At 73.2% G+C, this 22142-nt stretch carries 20 protein-coding genes and 1 pseudogene; 13 read left to right on the forward strand and 8 right to left on the reverse strand.

The genetic code is table 11. The features are described from left to right. Window positions 1-37: 37 nt before the first annotated feature. Window positions 38-184 carry a hypothetical protein gene (locus tag ABEB07_RS03745; RefSeq protein ID WP_345666998.1) on the reverse strand — a complete coding sequence of 49 codons (147 nt, stop codon included), beginning with the start codon at window positions 182-184 and terminating at the stop codon, window positions 38-40. A 621-nt stretch (window positions 185-805) separates the two neighbouring features. On the opposite strand from ABEB07_RS03745, the pseudogene ABEB07_RS03750 reads away from it, so the two are divergent. Continuing rightward, a pseudogene (locus ABEB07_RS03750) lies at window positions 806-901 on the forward strand (IS5/IS1182 family transposase); the annotation flags it as partial. 13 nt (window positions 902-914) lie between these two features. Here the strand turns inward: ABEB07_RS03750 and ABEB07_RS03755 are convergent. The 4 genes from ABEB07_RS03755 to ABEB07_RS03770 are packed head-to-tail and all read right to left on the reverse strand — an operon-like array spanning window position 915 to window position 4355. After that, on the reverse strand, window positions 915-1736 hold the full coding sequence (locus tag ABEB07_RS03755) for an alpha/beta fold hydrolase (RefSeq protein WP_345666999.1): 822 nt from the start codon (window positions 1734-1736) through the stop codon (window positions 915-917). Beyond that, a complete protein-coding gene (locus tag ABEB07_RS03760; protein ID WP_345667000.1) occupies window positions 1720-2892 on the reverse strand; it encodes an epoxide hydrolase family protein in 1173 nt (390 codons plus the stop codon). Before ABEB07_RS03760 ends, ABEB07_RS03755 begins: the two co-directional genes overlap by 17 nt. Window positions 2893-2951: 59 nt before the next feature. Next, window positions 2952-3626: a TetR/AcrR family transcriptional regulator gene (locus tag ABEB07_RS03765; protein WP_345667001.1), complete on the reverse strand. Its 675-nt coding sequence runs from the start codon at window positions 3624-3626 to the stop codon at window positions 2952-2954. Window positions 3627-3671: 45 nt separating this feature from the next. Beyond that, window positions 3672-4355, reverse strand: a complete 684-nt coding sequence (locus tag ABEB07_RS03770; protein ID WP_345667003.1) for a LysE family translocator — start codon at window positions 4353-4355, stop codon at window positions 3672-3674. Between the two features lie 412 nt (window positions 4356-4767). Here ABEB07_RS03770 and ABEB07_RS03775 point away from each other — a divergent pair, with 412 nt between their 5' ends. Next, window positions 4768-5490 carry a lytic polysaccharide monooxygenase gene (locus tag ABEB07_RS03775; RefSeq protein ID WP_345667004.1) on the forward strand — a complete coding sequence of 241 codons (723 nt, stop codon included), beginning with the start codon at window positions 4768-4770 and terminating at the stop codon, window positions 5488-5490. 134 nt (window positions 5491-5624) lie between these two features. Here the strand turns inward: ABEB07_RS03775 and ABEB07_RS03780 are convergent, their stop codons facing one another. Then, the gene (locus ABEB07_RS03780) at window positions 5625-6929 is read right to left on the reverse strand and encodes an MFS transporter (RefSeq protein WP_345667005.1); all 1305 of its coding nucleotides are present in this window, start codon (window positions 6927-6929) and stop codon (window positions 5625-5627) included. 263 nt (window positions 6930-7192) lie between these two features. Between ABEB07_RS03780 and ABEB07_RS03785 the strand changes: the two genes are divergently transcribed. From ABEB07_RS03785 to ABEB07_RS03800, 4 genes are all read left to right on the forward strand, one after another. Continuing rightward, window positions 7193-7612 (forward strand): cell division protein SepF, encoded by a 420-nt coding sequence (locus tag ABEB07_RS03785; RefSeq protein ID WP_345667006.1) that lies wholly within the window; start codon window positions 7193-7195, stop codon window positions 7610-7612. 126 nt (window positions 7613-7738) lie between these two features. Further along, window positions 7739-9070, forward strand: a complete 1332-nt coding sequence (locus tag ABEB07_RS03790; RefSeq protein ID WP_345667007.1) for an AAA family ATPase — start codon at window positions 7739-7741, stop codon at window positions 9068-9070. Further along, window positions 9067-9519: a nucleotide pyrophosphohydrolase gene (locus ABEB07_RS03795; RefSeq protein WP_425588945.1), complete on the forward strand. Its 453-nt coding sequence runs from the start codon at window positions 9067-9069 to the stop codon at window positions 9517-9519. Before ABEB07_RS03790 ends, ABEB07_RS03795 begins: the two co-directional genes overlap by 4 nt. Window positions 9520-9669: 150 nt before the next feature. Further along, entirely contained in the window at window positions 9670-10143 is a 474-nt protein-coding gene (locus ABEB07_RS03800) for a DUF6099 family protein (RefSeq protein WP_164584065.1), read from the forward strand. A gap of 172 nt (window positions 10144-10315) precedes the next feature. Here the strand turns inward: ABEB07_RS03800 and ABEB07_RS03805 are convergent, their stop codons facing one another. After that, window positions 10316-10987, reverse strand: coding sequence for a trimeric intracellular cation channel family protein (locus ABEB07_RS03805; RefSeq protein ID WP_345667008.1), 672 nt, complete (start codon window positions 10985-10987; stop codon window positions 10316-10318). Window positions 10988-11214: 227 nt separating this feature from the next. Here ABEB07_RS03805 and ABEB07_RS03810 point away from each other — a divergent pair, with 227 nt between their 5' ends. The 6 genes from ABEB07_RS03810 to ABEB07_RS03835 all read left to right on the forward strand — a co-directional run bounded on the left by ABEB07_RS03810 (window position 11215) and on the right by ABEB07_RS03835 (window position 20554). Further along, a complete protein-coding gene (locus ABEB07_RS03810) occupies window positions 11215-12138 on the forward strand; it encodes an LLM class F420-dependent oxidoreductase (RefSeq protein ID WP_345667009.1) in 924 nt (307 codons plus the stop codon). Window positions 12139-12305: 167 nt separating this feature from the next. After that, entirely contained in the window at window positions 12306-13823 is a 1518-nt protein-coding gene (locus ABEB07_RS03815; protein WP_345667010.1) for a 3' terminal RNA ribose 2'-O-methyltransferase Hen1, read from the forward strand. Next, window positions 13820-16372: a polynucleotide kinase-phosphatase gene (locus tag ABEB07_RS03820; protein ID WP_345667011.1), complete on the forward strand. Its 2553-nt coding sequence runs from the start codon at window positions 13820-13822 to the stop codon at window positions 16370-16372. Before ABEB07_RS03815 ends, ABEB07_RS03820 begins: the two co-directional genes overlap by 4 nt. Window positions 16373-16507: 135 nt before the next feature. Beyond that, the gene (locus ABEB07_RS03825) at window positions 16508-17749 is read left to right on the forward strand and encodes an arginine deiminase (RefSeq protein ID WP_164584070.1); all 1242 of its coding nucleotides are present in this window, start codon (window positions 16508-16510) and stop codon (window positions 17747-17749) included. Window positions 17750-17964: 215 nt separating this feature from the next. Next, entirely contained in the window at window positions 17965-18972 is a 1008-nt protein-coding gene (gene argF, locus ABEB07_RS03830; protein WP_345667012.1) for an ornithine carbamoyltransferase, read from the forward strand. Between the two features lie 139 nt (window positions 18973-19111). After that, window positions 19112-20554 carry an amino acid permease gene (locus ABEB07_RS03835; RefSeq protein ID WP_345667013.1) on the forward strand — a complete coding sequence of 481 codons (1443 nt, stop codon included), beginning with the start codon at window positions 19112-19114 and terminating at the stop codon, window positions 20552-20554. Here the strand turns inward: ABEB07_RS03835 and ABEB07_RS03840 are convergent. Beyond that, entirely contained in the window at window positions 20514-20987 is a 474-nt protein-coding gene (locus ABEB07_RS03840; protein ID WP_164584073.1) for an ATP-binding protein, read from the reverse strand. The genes ABEB07_RS03835 and ABEB07_RS03840 overlap by 41 nt on opposite strands. Window positions 20988-21309: 322 nt before the next feature. On the opposite strand from ABEB07_RS03840, the gene ABEB07_RS03845 reads away from it, so the two are divergent. Beyond that, window positions 21310-22137 (forward strand): enoyl-CoA hydratase family protein, encoded by an 828-nt coding sequence (locus tag ABEB07_RS03845; protein WP_345667015.1) that lies wholly within the window; start codon window positions 21310-21312, stop codon window positions 22135-22137. Window positions 22138-22142 lie beyond the last annotated feature (5 nt).

Here is a 22142-nt window from a genome sequence, read left to right on the forward strand (position 1 = left end):
GCGCCGAACGCCCAGCACCCCTTGCCCCTCACCTGTTTCAGGACAGCCGCAGCCGCAACTCGGCCGCCACGACACCGCTGGCGGCCACCGTCGCCACAGCGACGTGCGGCGTGCAGCCGAGCATGATCAGCCAGCCCACTCCTGCGAGCACCAGGGCGAGCACCGCCGCAGCCGCAGGCGGCATGAGCGCACCCGGAGCGGCGACGACCGCGTCACCGCGAGCGGAGCATCGCAGGAGGGCCTGGTGGTACGAGAGAACCTGAGGCAGGGCGAAGGACATGAGGTCTCGATTCTTCCTGTCGAGCCGGCTGCCACGGAGAGCCGCGGCCCCGACCCGAGTGACCCGGACAAGGTGTACCGACAGGGGCCAGTTGACGCTGGATGCCCTGCCACGAACATCTTCACCGGCCCGACCAGGACAAGACACCCCCTCGAACGAAAACTGAAGATCGGACGCTGTCATTCTTCGATAATCGGATCGGGAAGGCGATTTTGAAGAATTCTTCCTCTCCGTGAATCCACTGCTCAGACGCCACTTGTCGGTGTCGGCGTACGAAGGCCGGTTGCGTGGTTACGCCGCCTCAGGCCACCATGCTCATAGCGTCGGTGGAGTGTGAACAATCCACGACGTTTCAGGGCCTCTTGCGTCTCGACCCGGACCAGGACCCGCCAGCAGGGGAGTTGTTGACGCGACACCACTGCGGCCGGGCGGCAGGGTTCCTCTGCTGCCCGGCGTCACCCGGGACGTTTCCGTCAGATCCATCCCGCTCGTCGGAAGAGGTCCCGGCCGGTGAGCCGGACTCACCTGCGCCGACGTGGAATCCGGGCGGTGATCCCCCAGCGCGCTGGCCAGGCCGCCCGCCGCGAACGCCGGGGGAGCCACGTCGGGCGGCCACCGTCACGTGTCACGCTGCTCAGGGCGACGGGAAACCTTCTGTCAGGTAGGCCAGCAGCTGTCCGGGCGCGTCCTCCTGGAGGAGGTGGCCGGCGTCCTCGATCCAGTGGAGTTCCGCGTGCGGGATGTGTGCGTGCAACCACTCGGCGTACCGCGGGGGGAGGATGCGGTCCTCGCGGCCCCAGATCAGCCGTACCGGGATCGAGATGTCGCTCAACAAGTGCTCGTACGGGACGGTGTCCGCCTGCCTGATCTGGGTGTACTGACGGTAGAACGCCGCCTGTCCCGTTTCTCCCCGCCACGGTGCGAGGAACGCGTCGAGGACACCCGGCCGGAAGCCCGCCCGCGTGGCGTGCCGCAGGTGGCCGGCGACCAGGGCCTCGTGCGCGTAGCCCGGCAGTTGCTGGAACACCTCCGTGTGCTCCAGGAAGAGCCGGAACAGTCCTCTCTCCCACTCGCCGCCGCTCACCGCGTCGAAGAGGGTCAGGTCCCGGTAGCTCCTCTCCTCCAGCAGCAGGGTGCGCAGCGCCACCGCTCCGCCGATGTCGTGGGCGACGACGCTGGGGCGGGACAGTCCCCAGTGGTCGAGGAGTCCGGCGAAGTTGCGGGCGTGGGCCGCCAGACTGAGGTCCTGACCCTCGCGCTGGTCCGACCGGCCGAAGCCGAGGTGGTCGAAGAAGAAGACCTTCCGGGTACGGGCGAGCGCCGGGGCGATGTCCCGCCAGAGGTACGAGGAGTACGGCGTGCCGTGTACCAGCACGATCGGGTCCCCGCTGCCCAAGGTTCCCCACCGCACCACGCCGCCGGGTGTCTCGAACTTCTCGTCAAGCGTCCAGTCCACTGCTGGTCTCCTCTTCTGTCGGGGGGCGGTGGGGGCGGAAGAAGGCGGTGATGTCCTCGGCGAGCAGGGCGGGTTCCTCGTGGGCGGCGAAGTGGCCGCCGCAGGGCATGCGGGTGTAACGGGTGACGTGGTGGGTGCGTTCGGCCCAGCTGCGGGGCGGGTGGCTCAGGTCGGCCGGGAACAGGGCGACGGCGGTGGGGACTTCGACCCGCCGTACCCGCCGGGTCAGGCCGTGGGCGTACTCGTAGTAGGGGCGGAACGAGGTGGAGATCGTGCCCGTGAACCAGTACAGCGATGCCTGGGTGAGCAGGAAGTCGTCGCTGAAGCGCACCGACAGGTCGCCGCCGCAGTCGCTCCACGCGCGGTACTTCTCCGTGATCCAGGCGAGCAGGCCGGCCGGTGAGTCGGTCAGGGCGGGGGCGAGGGTGAGGGGGCGGGTGCTCTGCTGGTGCAGGTAGCCGCCCTCCTCCGTCTGCCAGGCCGCCACGGAGGCGACGTGGCGCTCCTCCTCGGGGGTGAGTCCCGCCGGGTCGGCCGGTGCGGCCACCGCGAGCAGGTGGATGCCGACGACGGCCTCGGGGTGGGCCTCGGCGAGCCGTGAGGTGATGCCGGCGCCGAGGTCGCCGCCGTGCGCCGCGTAGCGTTCGAAGCCGAGGTGGTCGTGCATCAGGCGGTGCCAGAGGTCGTGGGTCTGTTCGGCGCCGTCGAGCGCGGGGCGCTGAGGGGAGAAGGCGAAGCCGGGCAGGGAGGGCACGATCACGGTGAACGCGTCCTCCGGCCTGCCGCCGTGGCGGGAGGGGGCGGCCAGGCGTTCGGCGAGGGCGGTGAGTTCCAGCACGGTGCTGGGCCAGCCGTGGGTGAGCACGATGGGCAGCGCGTCCGGGTGTTCGCCGTCGTAGCGCAGGTAGTGCACGGGGGTGCCGTCGAGGTCGGCGAAGTGGGAGGGCAGGGCGTTGACGGCGGCCTCGTGGGTGCGCCAGTCGTAGTCGGAGGCCCAGTGGGCGACGAGACGGCGCAGTTCCGCGAGGTCGGCGCCGGCCTCCCAGCCCTCGACCGGCCACGGCTCGGGCCACCTCGTGGCGTTCAACCGGGCGCGCAGATCGGCCAGTTCGGCGTCACTGACCTGGATTACGGGTGGTCTGGTCGGGGTCGGCACGGCGTACTCCCGGGTGTGTCAGGTGTGTCAGATCAGGTGTGTCGAGTGTGTCGGGTACGTCAGGTGTGTCGGGTGTGCGGGCGGGCGTCGGTACGGGGGCGCGTCGCCGGGGTCGCGGTGGTCGGGCCGAGGGTCTGCGCGATGGCCGCCCGGGTCCGCTCGCGCGGTTCCCGGTCCGTCGACAGCAGCGCGTGCATGATCATTCCCTCCAGCAGCGCGTCCAGGCGGGCGGCGGTCTCCGGCCCGGTGAAGCGGGCCAGTACGGCGCGACTGGCGGTGGTCCACTCGTGGGTCAGCGCGCGCAGGGCCGGGTCGCGCAGGGCCGCCAGACGCAGTTCGAAACCGAGGACCGCGCTGCGGTGCCGGGCGGGTCCTTCCTGGACCATGTCCACCAGGACGTCGACCAGGTCCTCGCGTGTCGCCACGTCCGTGAAGAGGGCCGCGTACTCGGCGGAGCGCTGTCCGACGTACCAGGCGAACGCCCGCGTCCGCAGTTCGGCCAGGCTGGCGAAGTGGTAGGTGACCGAGCCCAGCGGTACGTCCGCGCGGGAGGCCACCTTGCGGTGCGTGAGGCCGACGATCCCGTCCGCGGCGAGCACCTCCAGAGCGGCGTCCAGGATCCGTTCCCTGCGCCGCGGATCGTGCCGCCGCGCCCGTCGTCCGCCGGGGCCCGCCGCCTCGCGTCCCTCGCGTCCCTCGTGTCCTTCGGGGGCGCCTGTCCCCTTTTCGCTCATAGGAACAAACGTACACTAAATAAGAACGTCAGTTCTTATGCGTCCTCACGCGGCCGCCGCGACGCCGATGCCGATGGCGATGAACAGCCAGCCGGTCGCCAGCTCCCAGCGCCGGCGGATCTTCGGGCGGATCAGGAGGGCGCGCAGGCGGGCAGCCACGGCGACCAGGGCGAACCAGTAGGCCACGCCGATCAGGACGTCCAGGGTGCCGAGGAAGAAGATCTGCCGGGCCGCGGAACCGCCGCCGTGGACGAACTGCGGCAGGATGCTGAGGAAGAACAGCGCCGCCTTGGGGTTCAGGACGTTGGTGAGGAAGCCCTGGGTGAAGCCTGACCGCAGGCGGTTCCGGCCCGGCCCGTCCTCCGGCGCGGCCGGCACCCCGGGAGTTCCCGGATCGCCGTCCGCCGGCCGGCCGGCGCGTCGCTCGTGGGCGGCCCGGCGCGCGGTCCTTCGGGCGGTCAGCACCGCGCGGACGCCCAGGTACACGAGGTAGGCCGCGCCCAGGAGCTTGATCGCGTCGTAGACCACCGGGGAGCGGGCCGCGATCAGCGACAGTCCGACGGCGGCGGCGAGCATGTGCACGCACAGCCCACTCTGCGCGCCCAGCGCCGCGGCCCGCCCCATGGCCGGATGCTCGGCGGCCGATCTGAGCACCACGACGAAGTCCGGCCCGGGGACCACGTAGGCCACCAAGACCACACCGAGGAAGCCGACGAGGTCGACCGACATCCGTTCATCCTTCCGTCCGCCCCTGCGATCCGATCCTGCGATCCGATCCTGCGATCCGGTTGTGCGAAGCGGTGCTGTGGACCGGTCCTGTGCCACGGGTGTCAGGTACCCGCGCGTGGCATGCGCAGGCAGGGGAGGTTGCGCGGGTGACCGCCGGCCGGTGGGCGCGGGCGTGTTTCCCCGTACGTCTGCGGGGCGGGCTCGCTCGCGGGCCGCCCGAGCGACGTGCTCTTTTCTCATCTCGTCGGCCCACGGGGGCAGTTCGCCTTGTCCAACCCCTTGACCGGGTGCGCTTGCCGAGTATGGTCTAGACCAAGTTCACGGCAGGTCTAGACCTGTGTGCCTTCTTTCGAACCCCCGGGCGTCGTTCCGCACGGCGTCGGCTTCGGTCCATCGAGGAGAGTGGTGTGGCATGAACACGAAAAGACGGGTGGCCTGTGTGATCGGCGCGCTGGCCGCGCCCGTGCTCGCCGTCAGCCTTCCCGCGAGCTCGGCCAGCGCCCACGGCTGGGTCACCCTGCCCACCAGCCGGCAGGAGCAGTGCGCCGAGGGACTCGTCGACTGCGGTCAGATCAAGTACGAGCCGCAGAGCGTCGAAGGGCCCAAGGGGCTGCACAGTTGCAGCGGCGGCCACGCCGAGTACGCCGAGCTCGACGACGACAGCAAGGCGTGGAAGGTCACGCCGGTCGGCTCGTCGGCGACCTTCACCTGGCACAACGCCGCCCGGCACTCCACCGCCAACTGGCAGTACTTCATCGGCAACCAGAAGATCGCCGAGTTCGACGGGCACAACGCGCAGCCCGGCGCCGACGTCAGCCAGCAGGTCGACTTCGGCGGCTTCACCGGCCGCCAGAAGGTCCTGGCCGTCTGGAACATCGCCGACACCGCCAACGCCTTCTACTCCTGCGTGGACGTCAACATCGGCGGCGGCGGGGGCGGCACCGGCGGGGGCAATGGCGGGGGCGGCGGCGTCTGCACCGCGCCGGCCTGGGACGCCGCGCGCGTCTACAACGGCGGCGACACCGTCTCCTACGGCGGCCACAACTGGCGCGCCAAGTGGTGGGTGAGCGGCGACAAGCCCGGCACCACCGGTGAGTGGGGCGTCTGGGAGGACCTCGGGGTCTGCCCGGCCTGACGGCCGCGACGAGATCCGGCCCCGGCCGGCCCCGGCGTGACGTGATGTGACGTGGGGAGCCGGCCGGGTCGTTCGCGTCCCGCCGGGCCGTCGGCTTCGGCGTGCAGGTCGCCGCGCCCGCGATCGTCGACGGATCAGGCGGAGGCGATCGGATCGGCGGGATCCGCCGTGCCCGCCGTACCCTCCGTGCCCGCCGCCTCCGTCTTCGGCAGGTCCGCCGGCCGGCGGGTGAGGCGTCGTACGTCCGGGACGCACAGGACGGCCAGCGTCAGCAGCAGCACCAGCGCCGAGCAGCCCCACAGCGCGGCCGGGCGGCCCACCGCGTTCTGCACCGGGCCGGCGGCCGCCGTCGCGAGCGGCACCATCGCCAGCGAACCCAGCCAGTCGTACGAGGACACCCGGGAGAACTTCTCCTCCGGCACCTCCTGGTGCAGCGCCGACATCCACGTCACGGCGAACACCTCGACGCTCACCCCCGTCGCGAACATCACCGCCGCCAGCGCGGGCGTCGGCACCGGCACGGCGAGCGCGGCGGACGGCAGCGCCAGCGGCAGCACCGCGAGGACGCCCACCAGCAGCAGCCGCCTCGGCGCCCAGCGGGTCATCAGCAGCCCGCCCAGCACCGTGCCCACGCCGAACGCGGACAGCGCGAGGCCCCAGGGCTGCGGTCCGCCCAGCCGCTCCCGCGCGACCAGCGGGCCGTACACCGTCTCGGCCGCCGCGACCATCGCGTTCACCACGGAGAACTGCAACACGATCGACCACAGCCAGGGCCGGCCGACCACCTCCCGCCAGCCGTCCCGCAGATCCGCCGCCAGACTCGCGCCGCCACGCCGCTCGGGCATCCCGCGCACGTCGAGGAAGGCGCGCAGCGAACCCGCGACGGCGAAGGCCGCCGCGTCGATCGCCAGCACCCATCCCGGCCCGGCCGCCGCCACCAGCGCGCCGCCGAGACCGGCGCCGAGGATGCCCGCGCCGTTCACACCCATCCGGAAGACGGCGAAGGCGCGCCCCGACCGGCTGCCCGAGACGGTGGCCAGCACCATCCCCTCGGCGGCGGGGGAGAAGAACGCCTGGCCTACGCCGCCCAGCGCGGCCAGCACCGCCATCTGCCACACCCGTGCGGAGCCGGCCAGCACCAGGACGGCGAACAGCGCCTGCGAGACGCAGTTGAGCGCGTTGGCCGCCACCATCACCCGGTGCCGGGGCAGCCGGTCCGCCAGCGCCCCGCCGATCAGCAGGAACACGATCAACGGGACCGTGCGGGCGGCGGCCACCAGACCGACGTCGGTCGCCGAGCCCCCGACGGCGAGCACCGCGAAGGCTCCCGCCACCAGCGCACCCGAACTCCCGAGCCCGGAGACGACGGCGGCGGCGGTCAGCAGCGTGTAGTTGCGTCCGGCCCACGAGGGGCGAACAGGAAATCGAACGGGACTCACCCACGGATTATCCCCGCTTGTCCCCACGCCGCCGCCCCGCGCCTCCCGCGACGGTCCACGTACCGTACCGGGGCGACCGGAGGGGCCTCCCCGCAGGGGGCGGCGGGGCCGGTGCGGCCTGAGTGGTGCGGGGCGGGGATGGCCTCCGGGCGACGGGGCAGGCGACCGGGAGCGGGCGTGACGTTCGCCTCCTGTCCGTCGCCCAACGTGTCGCTGTTGGGCCGAACAGGTGACATGGCGTAAGAATTGGTCTGGTGCAGGCGATGAGTGCGAGTCAGGTCGGGGGGGAGCCGGTGAACAGCCACGACGTCACCGATGAACAGTGGGAAGGGCTCGCCCAGGTCGTTCCGTTGCGGGGCCGCGACTCGTGGCCGTCGGCGGTGGACCACCGCGCCCTCCCGGACGCGGCGACGGAACTGCGCCGCCGGTTCGTCGTCCTCAGGGTCAACGTGTTCGCGGACGCGCGCGACGTCGCCGAGACGCTGATGGCGGGCGTTCCGGTGCTGCTGGACCTCACCAGCGCCGAGGGCGACGTCGCCAAGCGGATCCTGGACTTCAGCACGGGGGTCGTGTTCGGCCTGGCGAGCGGAATGCACCGGGTCGACCGCAACGTGTTCCTGCTGACCCCGCCCGGCACCGAGGTGAGCGGGCTGATGGAGAGCGCGGCGGTTCCCGGCGTCTGAGCCGGCGCCGGCCGGGGGACGGCGTCAAGCCCGTCGTCGCGGGAGGGTGCGGGGCCGTCCCCCGATCGTGGGAAGCCGGTGCGGACGGAACGGTTCGCCCTGGTGGCGGGGTCCTACGGTCCGGGCATGACCGCGTTCCCGGCGTCCGCCGCACCCGCGCCCCCGACCGTGCAGTCCCCGCCCCGGGACCCGTCCCAGGCCCCGCGTACGGACCGGGCCCCACACACCTCCTCGGCCGCGTCCACCTCTCCGGCCGTGTCTCCGGCCGCGTCCGTGGCGGTGCCCTCGCCCTCGCCCTCGGCCTCGGGCGCGTCCGCGTCGTCGGGGTCGTCGGGGGCGGCACGGGCGGAGCGGGCGTGCGTCGCCGAGCTGCGGCTGTCCGCCTTCGCCGGTCACCGCCGGGTGCGTCTCCCGTTCGGCCCGCTGACGCTCCTGGCCGGGCCCAGCGGGTCGGGCAAGACCGGTGTGCTGCGCGCGTACGAGGCGCTGGCCCGGCTGGCCGGCGGGGCGTCGCTCGACGAGGTGTTCCCCGACCCCGCCGCCTGCGTGCCCGAGGACGCCCGGCCCGACGGCCAGGGCCGTCGCGGCTTCCGCATCGGCTGTACGGCGGACGGCCCCCTGGGCCCGGTGCGGCTGGACATCGCCGTACAGGCGGAGCCGGAGCTGCGGGTGGTGGGGGAGCGGCTGAGCGCCGGGGGACTGGTCCTGCTGGAGACCGCGCTGCGGGACCCGGCGCGGCGGACGGTCGAGGCGTCCTGGCACACGGGTGGGCCGGCGGCGGTGACCCGCGCGGCGCTGCCCGACGACCGGCTCGGCACCGCGCTGCTGCCGCTGCGGGTGGCCGGACGGACCGAGGGGCAGCGGCAGGTCCTCGCCGCGGCCGAGCAGATGGTGGTCGCCCTGCGGTCGGTGTTCGTCTGCGCGCCGCGCCCCGAACGCATGCGCGCTCCCGCGCCCGTCGACGCCGGGCGGCTGACGCGCGGGTGCGACAACCTCGCCGCCGTGCTGTGGCGCACCCGTGCCGAGTGCGGGCGGCGGCACGCGTTGCTGGTGGAGGCGGTGCGCGTGGGCTGCGCCGGGCCGGTGGCCGATGTGTACGCCGAGCCGGCGGGCGAGGGCCGGGTACGGGCGGTGCTGGATCGCGGGAACGGGACGCGCACCGGGTTCGAGCGGCTGGGCGACGGCGAACTGCGGTACGCGGCCCTGGCGTTGGTGCTGCTGACCGGGCCCGGGGTGCTGGAGGTCGATTCGGCGGGCGAGGTGCCGGAGGCGCTCCAGACGCTGACGGTCCTGGTCGACGGCCTCGACGTGGGCCTCGACCCGCGGCAGCGGGCCGCGCTGCTGGGGCTGGCCGGGCGGATGTGCGAGCGGGGGCACATCCGGCTGGCCGGGGCGGTGAGCGACAGGGCCTGGACGGGGGAGGAGCCGGCGGCGCGGATGGTAGACCTGGTGCGGTGACCGATCACCACGACGACCGCACGTCCGCCGCGTCCTCCTTCGGGCCGTCCGAGGGGCCGTCCGAGGGACCGCCCGACCTGGCGGCGCTGCGGCGCAGGCTGGCCGAGTTCGCCGCGGCCCGCGACTGGCAGCCGTACCACACGCCGAAGAACCTGGTCGCCGCGCTCAGCGTCGAGGCCTCCGAGCTGGTGGAGATCTTCCAGTGGCTGACCCCGGAGGAGTCGGCGCGGGTGATGGCGGACCCGGCGACCGCGTACCGCGTCCGCGACGAGGTGGCGGACGTCCTCGCCTACCTGCTGCAACTGTGCGAGGTCCTGGACGTCGACCCCCTGGCGGCCCTGGCCGCGAAGATCGACCGCAACGAGCGGAGGTTCCCGGTGGCGGGCGGCGCGGCGGAGCCGACCGGCCCGGGCGAGCCGACCGGTCCTCGCGAGAGTGACGCTCCGTAGTCGCTCGCTGAGTCGAAACCGATTTGTTGTCCATGAATTTCCGTCTTGCTCTGGCTTTTGGTCTCAGTAACACTCACTCTGGGTAGTGAACTGAATGAGGCAGTTCGGGCTGACGTGCGAGGAGCATGTCGGGAGAGACGGGGGCAGCGCATGGACGCGGTGCGGCTCATCCTGGCGAGCAGGCGTGGCCTGGCGGGGAGCGGTGACGCCGCCGCCATCCTGACGGAGGTGTGGCAGGCGCAGGCCCTGGCGCAGGCGATCGGCAGTCGGCTCGCGGTCTCCGGGCCGCCCGAACTGCGCGGCGAGGCACTGGGGTTGACCGAGCTGGCCGGCCGGGGCTGCGGGGTGCTGGACGCGCCGGACCTGGAGCCGGACGACCTGCTGGCCGCCCAGCTCACCGAACTGAGCGACGCCCGGCGGACGTTGCTCAGCCTCGGCGGTCTGCTGGGCGAGGTCGGCATCGCCCTGGTCGGCGTCGCCGGTTCGGCCGTGGACGAGCGGACGTACTGGCAGTGCGTGGAGGCCATCGACGCGGCCGACGAGTCTCGGGACCGGGTGCGCGAGATGCTGCGGAAGCTGGCCGCCCGCGACCAGTCGGTCCTGCCGGAGCGCGAGCCGGGCTGACGGCCGGACGCCCGCCCCCGCCGTCCGCACACCTCAGCCGCTCCCACGCCGGCCGTCCCCACCGGCCGTCCCCACCGGCCGTCCCCACCGGCCGTCCCCACCGGCTCCCACCGGCCGCTCCCACCGGCCGTCCCCACCAGCCGCTCCAACCAACCGCCCCCGTCCGCACACCTCAGCCGCGCCGCGACCCCCGGAACCCCCGCGGCCGCCAGTCCCGGTGGGTCGGCAGTCGCCACCCCCAGGACAGCGAGGCGAGCCGCAGCAGGGTGCCGGTCACCACGCCGGCCAGGATGCCGACGACCGGCGCGCCCAGCCTGCTGCACACCACCATCACCGCGCCCGCCAGCGCGGCGACCGTCGCGTACAGGGTCCGTCCGCCCAGCACCCGGGGAGTCTCGCCCAGCAGCAGATCCCGTACCGCCCCGCCGCCGACCGCCGTGATCGTGCCCAGCAGCACCGCCGGCAGCCAGCCGAGGCCGACGGCGAGGGTCTTCTGCGCGCCGGCGACGCCCCAGACGCTGAGCGCGACGGCGTCCAGCAGGTTGAAGGCGCGTCCGGAGGTGTGCCGGCTCACGTCGAACAGGAACGACAGCAGGGTCCCGGCGACGGCGACGGCGATGTACGTGTAATCGGTCAGGGCGACCGGTGTGCCGTGCTGGAGCAGGGTGTCGCGGACGATGCCGCCGCCCAGACCGGAGACGACGCCGATGACCAGGAAGCCGAACAGGTCGAGTTCCCGCTCCCGGGCCAGCACGCCGCCGAGCATGCCGTTGGCGAAGACACCGCTCAGGTCCAGCGCACGGGTGGCCTCCGAGATCTTCTCCGGCGACAGCAGACCGGCCACGACCACCGCACCTCCCTCGCTCGTCCCCGCACCGCGCCGCTCCTGCCCCGCACCCCTCACCGCACCTTCCTCGCTCGCCCCCCGCACCGCGCAGCGGCCTCCGCCCGTCCCCTCAGCGAACCACCCGCGGCGGCCCCCCGCCCCCGGCGCGACACGATCGGCCGCACCCGGCCGCGCCCGTACCGGGTGGCGCCCGCGTCGCACGCCGCCGGGTGCAGGATGGAGGCATGGATCTTCGCATCTTCACCGAGCCCCAGCAGGGGGCCACCTACGACACGCTGCTCACCGTGGCCAAGGCGACCGAGGACCTCGGGTTCGACGCCTTCTTCCGGTCGGACCACTACCTCCGCATGGGCGGCGCGGACGGCCTGCCCGGCCCCACCGACGCCTGGATCACCCTGGCCGGCCTCGCCCGCGAGACCCGGCGCATCCGCCTCGGCACGCTGATGACCGCCGGCACCTTCCGGCTGCCCGGCGTGCTCGCCATCCAGGTCGCCCAGGTCGACCAGATGTCCGGCGGCCGGGTCGAGCTGGGTCTGGGCGCGGGCTGGTTCGAGGAGGAGCACAAGGCGTACGGCATCCCCTTCCCGAAGGAGAAGTTCGCCCGCCTGGAGGAGCAGCTCGCCATCGTCACCGGGCTGTGGGCCACCGAGGTCGGCGAGACCTTCGACTTCCGCGGCACCTACTACGAGCTGACCGACTCGCCCGCGCTGCCCAAGCCCGCGCAGGCCAGGATCCCGGTGCTGATCGGCGGGCACGGCGCCACCCGCACCCCGCGCCTGGCCGCCCGCTACGCCGACGAGTTCAACATCCCGTTCGCCTCGATCGAGGACAGCGAGCGGCAGTTCGGCCGGGTGCGGGCCGCCGCCGAGCAGGCCGGCCGCGACCCCGGCGACATCGTCTACTCCAACGCCCTGGTCGTCTGCGTCGGCCGGGACGAGCAGGAGATCGCCCGGCGGGCCGCCGCCATCGGCCGCGAGGTGGCCGAACTGCGCGCCAACGGCCTGGCCGGCACCCCGGCCGAGGTCGTCGACAAGATCGGCCGCTACGCCGAGACCGGCTCCCGGCGGATCTACCTCCAGATCCTCGACCTCGCCGACCTGGACCACCTGGAACTGATCTCCGCGCAGGTGCAGTCGCAGCTGTCGTAGCCGTCCGGAAGGCTCCCGCGAGGGCCGTCCGAAAACCAAGCGCGCCGGTCAGCAGCCCTGTGCCAAGGTGGACGCGTCGTGCTGCCGAGCCCCCGGGCCAGTGTTCTCGGGGGCTCTCGCGCGCATGGCGACCCACTCGTCGTCCACCGGCCGGAGAGGCCCTCGACATGTTCCTCACCATCACCACCACCGGCACCCCCGAACGCCCGGCCACCGACCTCGGTCACCTGCTGCACAAGCATCCCGACAAGGCGCAGGCGTTCTCCACCTCCTACGGCACCGCGCACGTCCTCTACCCGGAGGCGGACGAGACGCGCTGCACGGCGGCGCTGCTGCTGGAGGTCGACGCGGTGGCGCTGGTGCGGCGGGGCAAGGGCAGGGGCCGGGGCGGCGCACCGGACGCGGCGCTCGCGCAGTACGTCAACGACCGCCCCTACGCGGCCTCTTCACTGCTCGCCGTCGCGCTGAGCGGCGTCTTCTCCAGCGCGATGCGCGGCGCGTGCCGGGCCAAACCCGAACTCCCGGCGCAGCCACGTCCGTTGCACATCGAGATACCCGCGCTGCCGGCCCGCGGCGGAACCGCGCTCGTCCGAAGGCTGTTCGAGCCGCTGGGCTGGACGGTCGCCGCCGAACCGGTGCCGCTGGACACCGGGTTCCCCGAGTGGGGCGACTCCCGTTACGTACGGCTGACCCTGGACTGCGAGGCGCTGACCCTCGCCGAGGCGCTGCGCCACCTGTACGTCCTGCTCCCCGTCCTGGACGACGCCAAGCACTACTGGGTCGCCTCCGACGAGGTCGACAAGCTGCTGCGGGCGGGCGAGGGCTGGCTGCCCGGCCACCCCGAGCAGCAGCTGATCACCAGCCGCTACCTGACCCGCCGCTGGTCGCTGACCCGGCAGGCGCTGGAGCGCCTCGAACTGGTCCGGCTCGCCGAGACCGACGACAGCGACGTCGCCGAGCTCGACAACGCGGTGGCGGAGGAGACCGAGACCGAGGAGCGGCCCGCGCCGCTCGCCGTGCGGCGGCGCGAGGCGATCACCGCCGCGCTGGCGGCGGCCGCCGCGGCCCGGGTACTCGACCTGGGCTGCGGGCAGGGGCAGTTGGTGCAGGCGCTGCTGAAGGACCCGCGGTACACCGAGATCGTCGGCGTCGACGTGTCGGTGCGGGCGCTCGCCATCGCCGGGCGGCGGCTGAAGCTGGACCGGATGGGGGAGCGGCAGGCCGCGCGCGTCACGCTCGTGCAGGGCTCCCTCGTCTACACCGACAAGCGGCTCAAGGGGTACGACGCCGCGGTGCTCAGCGAGGTGATCGAACACCTCGACCTGCCCCGGCTGCCCGCCCTGGAGTACGCGGTGTTCGGCGCGGCCCGCCCCCGCACGGTGGTGGTGACCACCCCGAACGTCGAGTACAACGTGCGCTGGGAGGCCCTGCCCGCCGGGCACGTCCGGCACGGCGACCACCGTTTCGAGTGGACCCGCGCCGAGTTCCGCGCCTGGGCGGACGCGGTGGCCGAACGCCACGGCTACACCGTCGAGTTCACTCCCGTCGGCCCCGACGACCCCGAGGTGGGCCCGCCCACCCAGATGGCCGTGTTCACCCTCACGACCACCCAGGCGACCACCCCCGCGACCACCCGTACGACCAGCCGCGCGAAGACCGGCGAGAAGGAGGCGAAGGCGGCATGACCGAGACCGAAACCACCACCCGGCAGGGACGCGTCCTGCCCGTCACCGACCTCTCCCTGGTCGTCCTCGTGGGCGCCTCCGGCTCGGGCAAGTCCACCTTCGCCCGCCGCCACTTCCGGCCCACCGAGGTCATCTCCTCGGACTTCTGCCGCGGCCTGGTCAGCGACGACGAGAACGACCAGAGCGCCAGCCGCGACGCCTTCGACGTGCTGCACTACATCGCCGGCAAACGCCTCGCGGCCGGCCGCCGCACCGTCGTCGACGCCACCAGCGTGCAGTCCGACTCCCGCAAGCAGCTGATCGAGCTGGCCAGGCGGCACGACGTCCTGCCCATCGCCATCGTGCTCGACGTGCCCGAGGAGGTGTGCGCCGAGCGCAACGCGGCCCGCGCCGACCGCGTCGGCCTGCCCCGCCGGGTGATCCAGCGGCACGTCCGCGAACTGCGCCGCTCGGTGCGCCACTTGGAGCGCGAGGGCTTCCGCAAGGTGCACGTCCTCAGGGGCGCGGCGGAGGCGGAGTCCGCCACCGTCGTCACCGAGAAGCGCTTCAACGACCTCACCCACCTCACCGGCCCCTTCGACATCGTCGGCGACATCCACGGCTGCGCCGCCGAACTGGAAGCGCTGCTTGCCAAGTTGGGCTACGTCGACGGCGTGCACCCCGAGGGCCGTACCGCCGTCTTCGTCGGCGACCTGGTCGACCGGGGACCCGACTCGCCGGGTGTGCTGCGCCGGGTGATGGCGATGGTCCGCTCGGGCGCCGCGCTGTGCGTTCCGGGCAACCACGAGAACAAGTACGGCCGTCACCTCAAGGGCCGCGGCGTCCAGCCCACCCACGGACTGGCCGAGACCGTCGAGCAGATGGCGGGCGAGAGCGAGGAGTTCCGGCAGGAGGTACGGGAGTTCATCGACGGCCTGGTCAGCCACTACGTCCTCGACGGCGGCCGTCTCGTGGTCTGCCACGCCGGCCTGCCGGAGAAGTACCACGGCCGCACCTCCGGCCGGGTCCGCTCGCACGCGCTGTACGGCGAGACCACCGGAGAGACCGACGAGTTCGGCCTGCCGGTGCGCTACCCGTGGGCGGAGGACTACCGAGGGCGGGCCGCCGTGGTCTACGGCCACACCCCCGTCCCGGAGGCCACCTGGCTCAACAACACCATCTGCCTGGACACCGGCGCCGTCTTCGGCGGCAAGCTGACCGCGCTGCGCTGGCCGGAGCGCGAGCTGGTCGACGTACCGGCCGAGCGGGTCTGGTACGAGCCGGTCAAGCCGCTGCGCACCGAGGCGCCCGGCGGGCACGACGGGCGGCCGCTGGACCTCGGCGACGTGCACGGGCGCCGGGCGGTGGAGACCCGGCACGCGGGCCGGGTCGCCGTCCGCGAGGAGAACGCGGCCGCCGCCCTCGAGGTGATCAGCCGGTTCGCGGTCGACCCGAGGCTGCTGCCGTACCTCCCGCCCACCATGGCGCCGACCGCCACCTCCCGGGTGGACGGCTATCTGGAGCACCCCGAGGAGGCGTTCGCCCAGTACCGGGAGGACGGGGTCGCGCGGGTGGTGTGCGAGGAGAAGCACATGGGCTCGCGGGCGGTGGTCCTGGTGTGCCGGGACGCCGACGCCGCCCGCCGGCGCTTCGGCGTGGACGGCCCCACCGGCTCGCTCTGCACCCGCACCGGCCGCCCCTTCTTCGACGACCCGGCGGTCACCGAGGAGATCCTCGCCCGGCTGCGCGCGGCGGCCACCGGCGCCGGCCTGTGGACGGAACTGGACACCGACTGGCTGCTGCTGGACGCCGAGCTGATGCCCTGGTCGCTGAAGGCCTCCGGCCTGCTGCGGGGGCAGTACGCGGCGGTGGGCGCGGCGGCCGGCGCGGTCTTCCCCGGCGCGCTGGCCGCGCTGACGGCCGCCGGGGCGCGGGGCGTGGACGTCTCGGCGCTGCTGGGCCGCCAGCGGGAGCGGGCCGCGGACGCCGCCGCGTTCACGGCCGCCTACCGCCGCTACTGCTGGAGCACCGACGGTCTGGAGGGGGTGCGCCTGGCGCCGTTCCAGGTCCTGGCCGCCCAGGGCCGCAGCCTGGCCGACGTGCCGCACGACGAGCAGCTGGCGCTGATCGACCGGCTGGTCGACCACGACGCCACCGGCCTGCTCCAGATCACCCGCCGCCTCTACGTCGACGTGGCCGACCCGGAGTCGGTCCGCTCCGGTGTCGACTGGTGGCTGGAGATGACCGGGCGCGGCGGTGAGGGCATGGTCGTCAAGCCGCTCGGCGCACTGGCGCGCACCGAGCAGGGCCGGCTGGTCCAGCCCGGCATCAAGTGCCGCGGCCGCGAGTACCTGCGGATCGTCTACGGTCCCGAGTACACCCGTGCGGACAACCTGGCCCGGCTGCGGCAGCGGTCCCTGAACCACAAGCGGTCGCTGGCGCTGCGCGAGTACGCCCTCGGCGTGGAGGCGCTGGCCCGCCTCGCCGACGGCGAGCCGCTGTGGCGGGTGCACGAGGCGGTGTTCGCCGTACTGGCCCTGGAGTCGGAGCCGGTGGACCCCCGCCTGTAGGGACCCGTACGCGCGCCGGCAGGAACCCGTACGCGCGCCGACAGGAACTCGTACACGCGTGCGGAAAGGGAACGTACGGGCGCGGAAACCGGGAAGCGGTGGGTGAAGTCCGGCTTCGGTGGTCAGGATGGAGGCATGGGATTCCATGTCGACTCCGAGGCCGGGCGGCTGCGCCGCGTCATCCTGCACCGGCCCGATCTCGAGCTCAAAAGGCTCACCCCCAGCAACAAGGACGCCCTTCTCTTCGACGACGTGCTCTGGGTGCGCCGGGCGCGCGCCGAGCACGACGGGTTCGCCGACGTGCTGCGCGACCGCGGGGTCGCCGTCCACCTGTTCGGCGACCTGCTGACCGAGACGATGGAGATCCCGTCGGCCCGGTCGCTCGTCCTGGACCGCGTCTTCGACGAGAAGGAGTACGGCCCGCTGGCCACCGACCACCTGCGGGCCGCCTTCGACACCCTGCCCGCGCCGGAGCTGGCGGAGGCGCTGATCGGCGGCATGACCAAGCGCGAGTTCCTCCAGGCGCACCCGGAGCCGGCCTCCGTGCGCTTCCACGTGATGGAGCTGGACGACTTCCTGCTCGGACCGCTGCCCAACCACCTGTTCACCCGGGACACCTCCGCCTGGATCTACGACGGCGTCTCGATCAACGCGATGCGCTGGCCCGCCCGGCAGCGCGAGACCGTGCACTTCGAGGCGATCTACCGCCACCACCCGCTCTTCCGCAGCGGGCCCTTCCACCTGTGGTCGGAGGGGCAGGCCGACTACCCGTCCACCATCGAGGGCGGGGACGTGCTGGTCATCGGCAGCGGGGCGGTGCTCATCGGGATGAGCGAGCGCACCACCCCGCAGGCCGTCGAGATGCTCGCGAACAAGCTGTTCGCCGCCGGGTCGGCCCGCACCATCGTCGCGCTGGACATGCCGAAGCGGCGGGCGTTCATGCACCTGGACACGGTGATGACCATGGTCGACGGCGACACCTTCACCCAGTACGCCGGGCTCGGCATGCTCCGCTCGTACACGATCGAGCCGGGCTCCGCCGACAACGAGCTGAAGGTCACCGACCATCCGCCCGAGCACATGCACCGGGCGATCGCCGCGGCGCTCGGGCTGAGCGAGATCAGGGTGCTGACCGCCACCCAGGACGTGCACGCGGCCGAGCGGGAGCAGTGGGACGACGGCTGCAACGTCCTCGCCGTCGAGCCGGGCGTCGTCGTCGCCTACGAGCGCAACGCCACCACCAACACACACCTGCGCAAGCAGGGCATCGAGGTGATCGAGATCCCCGGCAGCGAGCTGGGCCGGGGCCGCGGCGGCCCGCGCTGCATGAGCTGCCCGGTCGAGCGGGACCCGGTGGGCGGACCTCCCGCCGGGTGAGATCTGGGTGCGGAGACCGCCCGCCGGGGGAGCCCCGGGTGCGGAGGCCGGGCACCGGGTGAGGCCCGGGTGCGGAGGCCGAGCGCCGTCCCGGTCTCCGCACCGACCCCATCTGCCTAGTCACCGCCCCGCGCACTCGCCGCCCTCTTGCATAGAAATTCTGAGAGTCGTATAGAATTCCAGTGTCCTTGTCACTCACCCGTTGGAGCGCCCCCATGGCGACAGTCCCGACCGCCCTCGCCGGCCGCCACTTCCTCAAGGAGCTGGACCTCACCGAGGAGGAGTTCCGCGGTCTGATCGAGCTGGCCGCCGAGCTGAAGGCCGCGAAGCGGGCCGGGACCGAGACGCGGCGCCTGACCGGGAAGAACATCGCGCTGATCTTCGAGAAGACCTCGACCCGCACCCGCTGCGCGTTCGAGGTCGCCGCCGCCGACCAGGGCGCCTCGACCACGTACCTCGACTCGTCCGGGTCGCAGATCGGGCACAAGGAGTCCCTGAAGGACACCGGCCGGGTCCTCGGCCGGATGTTCGACGCGATCGAGTTCCGGGGCGACAGCCAGGCCGCCGTCGAGGAGCTGGCCGCCCACGCCGGCGTCCCCGTCTACAACGGTCTCACCGACGACTGGCACCCCACCCAGATGCTCGCCGACGTGCTGACGATGACCGAGCACAGCGCCAAGCCGCTCACCGAGATCGCCTTCGCCTACCTCGGCGACGCCCGCTTCAACATGGGCAACTCCTACCTGATCACCGGCGCCCTGCTCGGCATGGACGTCCGGCTGGTCGCGCCCAGGAGCTACTGGCCCGCCCAGGAGATCGTCGACCGGGCGCGGGAGCTGGCCGAGGCCAGCGGCGCCCGCGTCACCCTCACCGAGTCCCTGGCCGACGGCGTGCGCGGGGCCGACTTCGTCGCCACCGACGTGTGGGTCTCCATGGGCGAGCCCAAGGAGGTCTGGGAGGAGCGCATCAAGGCGCTCGCGCCGTACGCCGTCACCATGAACGTGCTGCGCGCCACCGGCAACCCGGACGTGAAGTTCCTGCACTGCCTGCCCGCCTTCCACGACCTCGGCACCGAGGTCGGCCGCGACATCCACGCGCGCTACGGCCTGGACTCGCTGGAGGTCACCGACGAGGTGTTCGAGTCGGCCCACTCGGTCGTCTTCGACGAGGCGGAGAACCGCCTGCACACCATCAAGGCCGTCCTGGTCGCCACCCTGGCCTGACCGCCGCCCCGGACGTCGGCCCTGTCCCACGGGCCGACCAGGCCGTATCCTGACCGACGGAGCGGAACCACCCATTCCGCCCCGTCGCGCGACCCCATCCAGTCGCCCCGCACCACCAGAAACGAGCACCACACCCCCCATGCCCGCTCCCCGCACCAAGTCCCCCCAGCGCCTGCTGGCCGAGTCCGGCGCCGACCGCGAGGGCCACGGCCTCAAGCGCACGATGGGCCTCTTCCAGCTCGTCTGCTTCGGCGTCGGAGCGATCGTCGGCACCGGCATCTTCGTCGGCCTGTCCGACTCGGTCGCCCAGGCAGGACCCGCCGTCGTCGTCTCCTTCGTGCTCGCCGCCGTCACCTGCGTGCTGACCGCGTTCGCCTTCGCCGAGCTGGGCGGCGCCATCCCCGTCTCCGGTTCGTCGTACTCCTTCGCCTACGCCGGCCTCGGCGAGTCCACGGCCTTCCTGGTCGGCTGGTGCCTGCTGCTCGAATACGGCGTCTCGGTCTCCGCGGTCGCGGTCGGCTGGAGCCAGTACGTCAACGAACTGCTGCACAGCCTCACCGGCCTCCAGCTCCCGGCCGTCCTGTCGGCCGGCCCCGGTGACGGCGGCGTCGTCAACCTGCCCGCCGTCGTCGTCATCGCGCTGGCCGCCGTGCTGCTGGTGCGCGGAGTGCGCGAGAGCGCCCGCGCCACCGCCGCGATGGCCGTCCTCAAGCTCGTCATCCTCGTCGCGTTCTGCGCCATCGGCTTCACCGCCTTCAAGCACGGCAACCTCACCCCGTTCTCCCCGGCCGGACTCGGCGGCATCGGCGCGGGCACCACCGCCGCGTTCTTCTCCTACATCGGCTTCGACGCGATCACCACCGCGGGCGAGGAGGCCAAGAACCCCCGCCGCGACATCCCGCTCGCCATCCTCGTCTGCATCGGCGTGGTCACCGTGCTGTACTGCGCGGTCGCGCTCGCCGCGATCGGCGCCATCGGCGGCGGCCAGGTCGGCGACCGGCCCGCCGCGCTCAGCCACGTCGTCGACGTCGTCACCGGCTCCTCCGTCGGCGGCGCGGTGATCGCCTTCGGCGCGGTCGTCGCCATCGCCTCCGTGGTGCTCGCCGTGATGTACGGGCAGACCCGCATCCTGCTGTCGATGTCCCGCGACGGCCTCGTGCCGCGCGTCTTCGAGAAGGTCTCGCCCAAGACCTCGACGCCGGTCGCCGGCACCCTCATCGTCGCCGTCGTCTTCGCGCTGCCCGCCGCCTTCGCCTCACTGGACGCGGTGGTCAACCTCTGCACCATCGGCACCCTGGCCACCATGGCCGTCGTCAACGTCGCGGTGATCGCGCTGCGCCGCCGCGAACCGGGCCTGACGCGCGGCTTCCGGGTGCCGCTGTACCCCGTGGTGCCGCTGCTCGGCGTCGCCTGCTGCCTGTACCTGATGTACGAGACGGGCTGGACGACCTGGCTCCAGTTCGCCGGCTTCCTCGCCGCCGGAGCGCTGGTCTACGTCCTCTACGGCCGCCGCCACTCCCGGCTCGCGGCCGCGCCCGAGGTCACGCCGGACCCGGCAGCCCGGGAGCCGCAAGCAGTCTGAACCACACCGCCTTGCCCGTCTCGGTCGGGCGGTGCCCGCAGGAGGAGCTGAGGGCGCGGATCAGCAGCAGTCCGCGCCCGTCCTCCCGCCACGGGTCGGGCGGGGTGAGGTCGGGGCGGGTCAGATCGCCGGGCGGCGCCGGGTCCGGGTCGCGCACCTCGACGTGGCAGCCGCTCGGCAAAAGCTCCACCAGCAGTTCTATCGGCCCGCCTGCCGCCGTGTGCTCGACGGCGTTGGCGACCAGTTCCGCCGTGAGCAGCTCCGCCGTGTCGCTGTCGGCCGAGTGCTCCCGTTCGGCCAGCGCGGCGCGCACCAGGGCGCGGGCCACCGGCACGGCGCCGGCCGAGTGCGGCAGCGCGACGTGCCAGGAGGGGGAGGGGGAGTGGGGCACCGTGTGTCCGTTCGTGACGCAGAACGTCCCAGTGGTCGCCATGAGGCTGTCCTGCTTTCGACCCGAGGAATGGTACGGGGGCCGCCGCCGGCGGTGCGCGGCGCCCTCCGTCCGAGGCGCTCCGGCCCCGGCACCGGCGGGACTACCCGCGCCGGCCGCCCCGCTCCCGTCTCCCGCGCCCGCCGTTACCCGGCCATCGCCGAGCTGTGACCGGAGCGCCGGAAGCGACGGGTCCCGGCCACATTGTCACGGCCCCTGTCGCGCACTCGTGACGACGGTCACAGATGAGTGATAACTTCGTCGGGGAGAGCTGAGCGCGCACCGACAGAGGCACTTGGGGCCTCGGCCGAGGAGGCCGCACGTCATGAGTCCCTTCACCGGCTCCGCCGCCCGCACCGCCGACTGGCGCCATCTGCGGGTCGCCCACGACGACGGCGTCGCCACCGTCACCCTCGCCCGCCCCGACAAGCTCAACGCGCTCACCTTCGGCGCCTACGCCGACCTGCGCGACCTGCTCGCCGAACTCTCCCGCGAACGGGCCGTACGCGCCCTGGTGCTGGCCGGTCAGGGGCGCGGCTTCTGCTCGGGCGGCGACGTGGACGAGATCATCGGCGCCACCCTGGCCATGGACACCGCCGAACTGCTCGACTTCAACCGGATGACCGGGCAGGTGGTGCGAGCGGTGCGCGAATGCCCGTTCCCGGTGATCGCGGCGGTGCACGGCGTCGCCGCCGGCGCCGGCGCCGTCCTCGCGCTGGCCGCCGACTTCCGGGTGGCCGACCCGAGCGCCCGGTTCGCGTTCCTGTTCACCCGCGTCGGACTGTCCGGCGGCGACATGGGCGCCGCCTATCTGCTGCCCCGGGTGGTCGGCCTCGGCCACGCCACCCGGCTGCTGATGCTGGGCGAGCCGGTGCGGGCGCCGGAGGCCGAGCGGATCGGCCTGGTCAGCCTGCTCACCGACGAGGGCCACGCCGACGAGGAGGCCCAGGCCCTCGCCCGCCGCCTCGCCGACGGACCGGCCCTCGCCCACGCCCAGACCAAGGCCCTGCTCACCGCCGAACTGGACATGCCCCTGTCGGCCGCCGTCGAGCTGGACGCCGCCACCCAGGCCCTGCTGATGAACGGCGCGGACTACGCCGAGTTCCACGCCGCCTTCACCGAGAAGCGGCCGCCGAAGTGGCAGGGGCGGTGAGCGCG

Origin of the sequence: Streptomyces similanensis, from assembly GCF_039543625.1 — a bacterium.
Classification (GTDB): Bacteria; Actinomycetota; Actinomycetes; order Streptomycetales; family Streptomycetaceae; genus Streptomyces; species Streptomyces similanensis.

Coding starts and splice junctions, on each gene's coding strand:
- ABEB07_RS03775 (WP_345667004.1), top strand. CDS start 4,768: ATGAACACGAAAAGACGGGTGGCCTGTGTGATCGGCGCGCTGGCCGCG.
- ABEB07_RS03845 (WP_345667015.1), top strand. CDS start 21,310: ATGAGTCCCTTCACCGGCTCCGCCGCCCGCACCGCCGACTGGCGCCAT.
- ABEB07_RS03825 (WP_164584070.1), top strand. CDS start 16,508: ATGGGATTCCATGTCGACTCCGAGGCCGGGCGGCTGCGCCGCGTCATC.
- ABEB07_RS03820 (WP_345667011.1), top strand. CDS start 13,820: ATGACCGAGACCGAAACCACCACCCGGCAGGGACGCGTCCTGCCCGTC.
- ABEB07_RS03765 (WP_345667001.1), bottom strand. CDS start 3,626: ATGAGCGAAAAGGGGACAGGCGCCCCCGAAGGACACGAGGGACGCGAG.
- ABEB07_RS03800 (WP_164584065.1), top strand. CDS start 9,670: ATGGACGCGGTGCGGCTCATCCTGGCGAGCAGGCGTGGCCTGGCGGGG.
- ABEB07_RS03745 (WP_345666998.1), bottom strand. CDS start 184: ATGCCGCCTGCGGCTGCGGCGGTGCTCGCCCTGGTGCTCGCAGGAGTG.
- ABEB07_RS03810 (WP_345667009.1), top strand. CDS start 11,215: ATGGATCTTCGCATCTTCACCGAGCCCCAGCAGGGGGCCACCTACGAC.
- ABEB07_RS03790 (WP_345667007.1), top strand. CDS start 7,739: ATGACCGCGTTCCCGGCGTCCGCCGCACCCGCGCCCCCGACCGTGCAG.
- argF (WP_345667012.1), top strand. CDS start 17,965: ATGGCGACAGTCCCGACCGCCCTCGCCGGCCGCCACTTCCTCAAGGAG.
- ABEB07_RS03785 (WP_345667006.1), top strand. CDS start 7,193: ATGAGTGCGAGTCAGGTCGGGGGGGAGCCGGTGAACAGCCACGACGTC.
- ABEB07_RS03835 (WP_345667013.1), top strand. CDS start 19,112: ATGCCCGCTCCCCGCACCAAGTCCCCCCAGCGCCTGCTGGCCGAGTCC.
- ABEB07_RS03815 (WP_345667010.1), top strand. CDS start 12,306: ATGTTCCTCACCATCACCACCACCGGCACCCCCGAACGCCCGGCCACC.
- ABEB07_RS03770 (WP_345667003.1), bottom strand. CDS start 4,355: ATGTCGGTCGACCTCGTCGGCTTCCTCGGTGTGGTCTTGGTGGCCTAC.
- ABEB07_RS03840 (WP_164584073.1), bottom strand. CDS start 20,987: ATGGCGACCACTGGGACGTTCTGCGTCACGAACGGACACACGGTGCCC.